Origin of the sequence: Acidovorax sp. HMWF029 (assembly GCF_003060895.1) — a bacterium.
In the GTDB taxonomy this organism is placed as follows: domain Bacteria; phylum Pseudomonadota; class Gammaproteobacteria; order Burkholderiales; family Burkholderiaceae_C; genus Acidovorax.
Genome location: NZ_QAIH01000072.1, coordinates 1 through 7,472 on the forward strand (window position 1 = coordinate 1; position 7,472 = coordinate 7,472).

The 7,472-nt window shown below is 63.5% G+C and carries 7 protein-coding genes; all 7 read right to left on the reverse strand.

What is annotated here, in order from left to right:
* Window positions 1-69: 69 nt before the first annotated feature.
* On the reverse strand, window positions 70-1,122 hold the full coding sequence (locus tag DBR12_RS04240; protein WP_108616106.1) for an adenosine deaminase: 1,053 nt from the start codon (window positions 1,120-1,122) through the stop codon (window positions 70-72).
* A complete protein-coding gene (locus tag DBR12_RS04245; protein WP_108616107.1) occupies window positions 1,122-2,102 on the reverse strand; it encodes an aromatic ring-hydroxylating dioxygenase subunit alpha in 981 nt (326 codons plus the stop codon). Before DBR12_RS04245 ends, DBR12_RS04240 begins: the two co-directional genes overlap by 1 nt.
* 117 nt (window positions 2,103-2,219) lie before the next feature.
* A complete protein-coding gene (locus DBR12_RS04250) occupies window positions 2,220-3,386 on the reverse strand; it encodes a BMP family ABC transporter substrate-binding protein (RefSeq protein ID WP_108616108.1) in 1,167 nt (388 codons plus the stop codon).
* 109 nt (window positions 3,387-3,495) lie between these two features.
* Complete coding sequence (locus DBR12_RS04255; protein ID WP_108616109.1) at window positions 3,496-4,416, reverse strand: ABC transporter permease; 921 nt, start codon at window positions 4,414-4,416, stop codon at window positions 3,496-3,498.
* Window positions 4,416-5,486, reverse strand: a complete 1,071-nt coding sequence (locus DBR12_RS04260) for an ABC transporter permease (protein WP_108616110.1) — start codon at window positions 5,484-5,486, stop codon at window positions 4,416-4,418. The genes DBR12_RS04255 and DBR12_RS04260 overlap by 1 nt, the downstream gene beginning before the upstream one ends.
* Entirely contained in the window at window positions 5,479-7,077 is a 1,599-nt protein-coding gene (locus DBR12_RS04265) for an ABC transporter ATP-binding protein (RefSeq protein ID WP_108616111.1), read from the reverse strand. Before DBR12_RS04265 ends, DBR12_RS04260 begins: the two co-directional genes overlap by 8 nt.
* A 79-nt stretch (window positions 7,078-7,156) precedes the next feature.
* On the reverse strand, window positions 7,157-7,472 hold a 316-nt coding region (locus DBR12_RS04270; RefSeq protein ID WP_233244295.1), incomplete at its 5' end, for a LysR substrate-binding domain-containing protein.

The window sequence follows — 7,472 nt, forward strand, 5'->3', positions numbered from 1 at the left end:
GCCCCCTGCCGCGCGGGAGACTGCATACCAAACAGCCCCCCCCGATGCCCGCAGCCCCATGCGCAAACCTCAGTAGTCGTGCTCCACACACCGCTCAAAGGTTTCCTTGAGCTTGTGCTCCCACACCCGCTTGTCGGCATTGCCAGCAAAGCTGGCTTCAAAACTGTTGAACGCCAACTGATAGGCATGTTTGGCCGTGAGGCCCGCAGCGGCAAACACCTGGGTGAAGTTCTCGTTGATGTAGCCGCCAAAATAGGCCGGATCGTCTGAATTGACCGTGGCGGCAAGCCCGGCATCAAGCAACTTGCCCAGGTTGTGGTCAGCCAGGTTGGGGAACACGCAGAGCTTCTGGTTGGACAGCGGGCACACCGTGAGCGCAATGCGGTCCTGCGCCAGACGCTGCATCAGGGCGGTATCGTGCACGGCCTGCACGCCATGGTCGATGCGCTCGACCTTGAGCACATCGAGCGCGCTCCAGATGTAGGCAGGGGGCCCCTCCTCGCCCGCATGGGCCACCAGGTGCAGGCCCAGTTCTCGGCAGCGGGCGAACACACGCGCAAACTTCTCGGGCGGGTGGCCGAGTTCGCTCGAATCCAGGCCCACGCCCACGATCTTGTCAATGAGCGGCATGGCCTGCTCCAGCGTTTCAAACGCCGACTCCTCGCTCAGGTGGCGCAGAAAACACAGGATAAGTGTGGCGCTGATGCCCAGCTCCATGCGCGCATCTGTACAGGCGCGATGCAGGCCGTTGATAACCGTTTCCATGGCCACGCCGCGTGCAGTGTGCGTCTGCGGGTCGAAGAAGATTTCGGCATGCAGCACGTTGTCACGCGCTGCGCGGGCCAGGTAGGCACGCGCCATGTCGTAGAAGTCCTGCTCATGCAGCAGCACGCTGGCACCAGCGTAGTAGATGTCCAGAAAACTCTGCAGGTTGGTGAACGCATAGGCGCTGCGCAACTCCTCCACGCTGGCGTAGGGCAAGGTCAATCCGTTGCGCTGCGCCAGGGCAAAGATCAGCTCAGACTCCAGCGAGCCCTCGATGTGGATGTGCAGCTCTGCCTTGGGCATGGCACGCAGCAGACCAGGCAGGCGCTCGGCGGAAATGGGAGGGATTTTGAACATCAGCAGACTCCAAAGGTGATGCCACTCTGGCGCAGAAAGCGGCGATAGGCAGATGATGCCTTGTCGGCGGCGGTATGCAACTCTGCCCGCAGGTCGAGCGGCAGGCACTGTGGCGTCTGCGACTCCAGCACGGGCTGGTCCTGCGTGAAGATGGTGTGCTGGAACGCCTGCAACTTCTCGTCTGGCGAATCAAAATCTGCCACGGCCAGCCGAAACCACACGCGGCTGCGCACCGGGGTGATCGGGCAAATGAACAATGCGATCGACTCCCGCCAGCCATCCACCGCCGTGGTGCCCGCCTCGGGCACCTTGGTCAGCACTGCGGCATAGGGCGCGGTGACCTCATAGGTGTATTCGACCTGCGCGGCTGCCGTGGAATGCAGGTTGGACTGCGGCTGCCAGGCCTTACAGCCCGTGGCCAGCAGGCCGGTGGGGGTCGCCTCCACGCGGTAGTCATCAATGGCGGTGGCATCGCGGCTGCCCAGCCAGCCTTCGTGAACAAAGCCGAAGTGCGACATGTCCAGAAAGTTCTCGATGATGCGCGGCGCACTGGCCGCCACGTCGTAGGGCCCACAGTTGAGCTTGCGTAGCCGCGTGTCGTCTTCGGCCGCGAAAGCAGGCAGCACGTCAACGCCATCTTGCATGCGCACCCAGACCAGGCCATGGGCCTCCCGCGCCGCGAAGGTCCGCGCGCAATGGCCGGGCGGCGGCACAAACGCGGGCAACGCGGGCACCTGGGTGCAATGGCCGTCGTCTGCAAACAGCCAGCCGTGGTAGGGGCACTCCAACTGGCCCTGCGGCGTGACACGGCCCAGCGACAGCCGGGCGCCCCGGTGCGGGCATTGGTCGGCAAACGCCTGCACCACGCCAGAGGCGTTGCGCCATAGCACCACGGCTTGTTCCAGCAACTGCACGGCGACGGGCGCGTGCGCAACGTCGCCCACCAAAGCCACCGGGTGCCACAAACCTGATTCGACCATCTGCCAGCACCTCCAGGAACATGTTCCACCACAAAACCAGAAACGAAAAAGGGCCGCCCGCTGGCAGCCCCTTGCTGTGTACAGCAAGCCCCAAGGCTTGCTGACTACCCCTTGGGCTTACTTCTTCTCGCCGCCAGGGATCTTGCCTTCCACGCCCTTGACGTAGAAGTTCACACCGCCCAGGAACTTGTCATCGGCCACTGCGTCTTTCGCCAGCACTTCCTTGCCGTCCTGTCCCACGATAGGACCCTTCCAGATCACGAAACTACCGTCGGCCAGGCCCTTCTTGATCCCTTCGACCTTGGTCTTGATGTCGGCAGGCACATCTTCAGCGATGGAGACGATGTCGATCGCGCCTTCCTTCACGCCCCACCAGCTTTGGCCCGAAGCCCACTGACCTTCCAGGGCGTCCTTGGTAGCCTTGATGTAGTACGGGCCCCAGTTGATCACAGCGGATGCCAGGTGGGCCTTGGGGCCGTAGGCAGTCATGTCCGAATCCCAGCCGAAAGCGCGCTTGCCTTTTTCTTGCGCCGTCTTCAGCACGGCGGGCGAGTCGGTGTTTTGGAACAGCACGTCAGCACCGCCGTTGATCAGGCTGGTGGCGGCTTCGGTTTCCTTCGGGGGGCTGAACCATTCGTTCACCCAGACCACCTTGGTCTTGATCTTGGGGTTGACCGACTGCGCGCCCAGGGTGAAGCTGTTGATGTTACGGATCACTTCAGGGATCGGCACCGAGCCGACCACGCCGAGCGTGTTGGACTTGGTCATGGCACCGGCAATCACGCCTGCCATGTAGGCACCTTCATAAGTGCGGCTGTCGTACGTGCGCATGTTCTCGGCGGTCTTGTAGCCGGTCGCATGCTCGAACTTGATGCCCTTGTTATCTTCAGCGACCTTGAGCATGGACTCCATGTAGCCAAAGGTTGTGCCGAAGATCAGCTTGTTGCCCTGGCCGGCCAGGTCGCGCAGCACGCGCTCGGCGTCAGCGGACTCGGGCACGCTTTCCACGAAGCTCGTCACGACCTTGTCGCCGAACTCTTTTTCGATGGCTTTGCGTCCATTGTCGTGCGCAAAGGTCCAGCCGCCGTCACCCACCGGGCCGACATAGGCAAACGCGATCTTCAGTGGCTCGGGCTTGGGGGCCGGCGCTTCTGCAACAGGTGCCGGAGCAGGCGCGGGGGCCGGTGCCGGTTCTTCCTTCTTGCCACAGCCCACGAGGGCGGCAGCGGCCACAGCGGAGAGCGCTGCCACCTTGAGCATGGAGCGTTTCTGCAGATCAGTCATGTCGGTTTCCTTATCGAAGAAGTAAAACTTGCAAAGGTTGAGGGACGAAAACGATGATTATGGTGCGATCTACCAGAGGGTAACCAGATTTTCGCGCAAGCTGTCCCTTTCAGGAGCCTGGATAAAACGGCTTGCCCAGCGACGCCGGCATATTGATGCGGATCCACACCGGATTGCGTGATATCAGCGCCAGCACCACGATGGTGGCCACATAGGGCAGCATGCTCAGCAACTGGCTGGCAACCTGCACTCCTGTGGCTTGCAAATGGAACTGCAGCATGGTCACGCCACCAAACAGATATGCCCCAAGCAACACCCGTGCCGGGCGCCAGGTGGCAAAGGTGGTGAGCGCCAGAGCGATCCAGCCGCGCCCGGCCACCATGCCCTCTACCCACAATGGGGTATAGACGGTGGAAATGTAGGCGCCTGCCAACCCGCATAGCGCACCACCCACCACCACCGCAGCCAGGCGGATGCGACGCACCGGGTAACCCAGCGCATGGGCCGACTCAGGCGACTCGCCCACCGAGCGCAGCACCAGCCCAGCGCGCGAGCGGTACAGGAACCAGATCAGCCCTGCCACCAGAAGCATGGTGAGGTACACCAGCGGGTGCTGCTGGAACAGCGCGGGACCAAGCAGCGGCACATCACTCAGCACAGGGATCGCGTACTTGGGCAGCTCAGGCAGCTTGGCCTGCACATAGCTGATGCCCGCAAAGGCAGAGAAGCCCACACCAAACAGGCTGAGCGCCAGCCCGGTGGCGTACTGATTGGTATTGAGCCAGATCACCAGCACGCCAAAGATGGCCGCCAGCACGGCACCGGCGGCCATGCCCGCCGCAAACCCCAGCCAGGTGTTGCCCGTGTGCACCACGGTGGCAAAGCCCGCAATGGCGGCGCAGAGCATCATGCCCTCGGCGCCCAGGTTGACGATGCCAGCCTTTTCATTGATCAGGAGACCCAGGGCCGCGATGGCCAGAACGGTGCCCGCGCTCAGCGTGGCGCCAATCAGGAGTGCGTAGGATTCCATTATTTGCCTCCCTTCACTGCCACCCAGCGGATGCGGTAGGCGATCAACGTGTCACAGGCCAGCAGCGTGAACAGCAGCAGGCCCTGGAACACGCCCGTGAGCGACTTGGGCAAGCCCATGCGCGACTGTGCCAGCTCGCCTCCGATGTAGAACATGCTCATGAGAATGGCCGACAAAATCATGCCCACCGGATGCAGGCGCCCCACAAAGGCCACGATGATGGCGGCGAAGCCGTAGCCTGCCGGCACATAAGGGGTGAGCTGGCCGATGGGCCCCGCCACTTCCAATGCGCCAGCCAGACCGGCCGCACCGCCTGAGACGAGCAGCGCCGTCCACAGAGCGCGGCGCGATGAAAAGCCGGCATAGCGCGCCGCTGCGGGTGCCAGCCCACCTACCTGCTGGGCAAACCCTGCCCGCGTTCGGAACAGGAAAACCCACAGCGCCGCCGCTCCCGCCAGCGCCAGCAAGAGCCCGATGGACACGCGCGAGCCCTGCATCAGGCGCGGGATCTGCGTCACTTTCTCGAACGTCTTGGTCTGCGGAAAGTTGTAGCCCATGGGGTCTTTCCACGGGCCGTACACCAGGTAGCCCAGCACCAGCGTGGCCACATAGACCAGCATCAGGCTCACCAGGATTTCATTGGCGTTGAACTTGTCGCGCAGCAGCGCCGTGAGCCCCGCCCACACCATGCCGCCCATTACCCCGGCGAGCAGGATGGCGGGCACGATCCAGGGGCCGGTGGTCTTGTCGGCCAGCAGCGCTACGCCGCCCGCCACCACGGCGCCGATGACAAACTGGCCCTCGGCACCGATGTTCCACACGTTGGAGCGAAAGCACACGGCCAGCCCCAGCGCAATCAGCAGCAGCGGCGTGGCCTTGACCATGAGTTCACCAACGGCATAAGGCGTCTTGATCGGTTCCCAGAAGAAGACCTGCAGCCCGCGCACAGGGTCTTTGCCCAGCGCCACGAACAAGGCGACTCCAATCAGCACTGTGATGGCCAGCGCCAGCAGGGGCGAGCCATAGGTCCACAAGCCAGAAGCCTGGGGGCGTGGTTCCAGCTTAAGCATGCTGCACCTCCCCGGCCAGGGCCTGCTGTTGCTGCTGGGCCAGGTGGGCCTGCACGTCGGCATGCCACAGGCCACTCATCCATTCGCCAATGCGCTCCACCGTGGCCTCAGCGCGGGGCACCGAGGGCGACAGGTGCCCCTTGGCCACCACATGCAGCCTGTCACAGATTTCAAACAATTCGTCCAGCTCCTCACTCACCACCAGCACAGCACAACCCGCATCGCGCAGCGCAAGGATGGAGCCGCGAATCTGCGCAGCGGCCCCCACGTCCACACCCCAGGTGGGCTGCGAGACGATGAGCAGCTTCGGGTTGGCGTCGATCTCGCGGCCCACGATGAACTTTTGCAGGTTGCCCCCCGACAGCGACTTGGCCGCTGCATTGGGGCCACCGGCCTTGACGTTGAAACGCCGGATGATGTCCTCGGCGTGTTTTTGCAGCGCACCCACCTTGATCCAGCCGCTGCCGCTGACCGCGTTGGTGCGCGTGAGCAGCAGGTTGTGCGCCAGGCCCATGGTGGGCACGGCCCCCCGGCCCAGGCGCTCTTCAGGTACAAAGTGCAGGCCTAAAGCGCGGCGCTGGCTGGGGCCCATGCGACCTGCGTTCTGGCCCGAGACCTGGATGCTGGCGGCATCAGCCCGTTGGTCTTCGCCCGACAAGGCATAGAGCAATTCCTTTTGCCCGTTGCCCGACACACCCGCAATGCCAACCACCTCGCCCGCCTTGACCTCAAACTGCAGGTCGATCAGATCCACCCCGAACTGGTCGGCGCGCGGCAGCGACAGGCCCTGCACGCGCAGCACCGCGCTCCCAGTCTGCACCGCGCGGTGTTCCAGCTCAGGCGGCTCGGCGCCAATCATCAGGCGCGACAGGGAAGCATTGGACTCCTCCGCCGGGTTGCACACGCCCGTGACCTTGCCGCCGCGCAGCACGGTGCAGGCGGTGCACAGCGCGCGAATTTCGTGCAGCTTGTGGCTGATGTAGAGAATGCTGCAGCCCTCGCTGGCCAGCTTTCGCAGCACCACGAAGAGCTTCTCGACCGCCTGGGGCGTGAGCACCGAGGTGGGTTCGTCCAGGATCAGTACCTTGGGGTTGGTGAGCAGCGCGCGGATGATTTCCACGCGCTGCATCTCGCCCACGCTCAAGGTGTGCACGGGGCGCAGGGGGTCGATGTCGAGGCCGTACTCGGCCGCCTTGGCGCTGATGCGCTGCGTGACCTCGGCCAGCGCAAGGCTCTTGTCCAGGCCCAGCCAGACGTTTTCGGCCACCGTGAGGGTATCGAACAGGCTGAAGTGCTGGAACACCATGGCAATGCCCAGGGCGCGCGCCTCTTGCGGATTGCGCACCTGCACGGCCTGGCCGTTGAAAAACACGCTGCCTTCATCGGGCTTGACCGAGCCGTAGATGATCTTCATCAGCGTGGACTTGCCCGCGCCGTTTTCGCCCAGCACCGCATGGATTTCACCAGGCAGCACCGTGAGCGACACACCACTGTTGGCCACCACGGCCGGGTAGCGCTTGGTAATGCCCACGAGCTGCAGCCGGGGCGGCGGCGACGCCCCCGGGGTGGAGGGAATAGGAGGTGAACTCATGCGGGGATTGTCTCTCAGTTTTACAACTTGTTATAGGAACGAAAACACCTTCTTGCGCTTGTTCAGCATATCCAAGCAGCTATTCTTTTCGTAGCGAAGAAGCGACAGCTTTCACACATTCGCGCAGCCACACAGCCGCCGCCGAATGGTGGGTGCGCGCATGCCAAAGCTGGTAATACATGAGCCTGGGAAAAGGCACCGGGCAGGGCAGGATGGCCAGGGGCAACTGCTCCACATAACGCTCGCAATATTGGCGGCCCGTGGTCAACACAAGCAAGCTCGATGCCACGATGCTGGGGATAAGGCTGAAATGCGCGCAGCGCGCCGTAATGTGGCGCTGCATGCCCAGGCTGTCCAGGTGGGCGTCGATCACGCCGCGCGCACCAGGGTGGGTG

Bases quoted from the DNA above. Each gene is read 5' to 3' on its own strand.
- DBR12_RS04240 (WP_108616106.1), bottom strand. From the start codon at position 1,122: ATGTTCAAAATCCCTCCCATTTCCGCCGAGCGCCTGCCTGGTCTGCTG.
- DBR12_RS04245 (WP_108616107.1), bottom strand. From the start codon at position 2,102: ATGGTCGAATCAGGTTTGTGGCACCCGGTGGCTTTGGTGGGCGACGTT.
- DBR12_RS04250 (WP_108616108.1), bottom strand. From the start codon at position 3,386: ATGACTGATCTGCAGAAACGCTCCATGCTCAAGGTGGCAGCGCTCTCC.
- DBR12_RS04255 (WP_108616109.1), bottom strand. From the start codon at position 4,416: ATGGAATCCTACGCACTCCTGATTGGCGCCACGCTGAGCGCGGGCACC.
- DBR12_RS04260 (WP_108616110.1), bottom strand. From the start codon at position 5,486: ATGCTTAAGCTGGAACCACGCCCCCAGGCTTCTGGCTTGTGGACCTAT.
- DBR12_RS04265 (WP_108616111.1), bottom strand. From the start codon at position 7,077: ATGAGTTCACCTCCTATTCCCTCCACCCCGGGGGCGTCGCCGCCGCCC.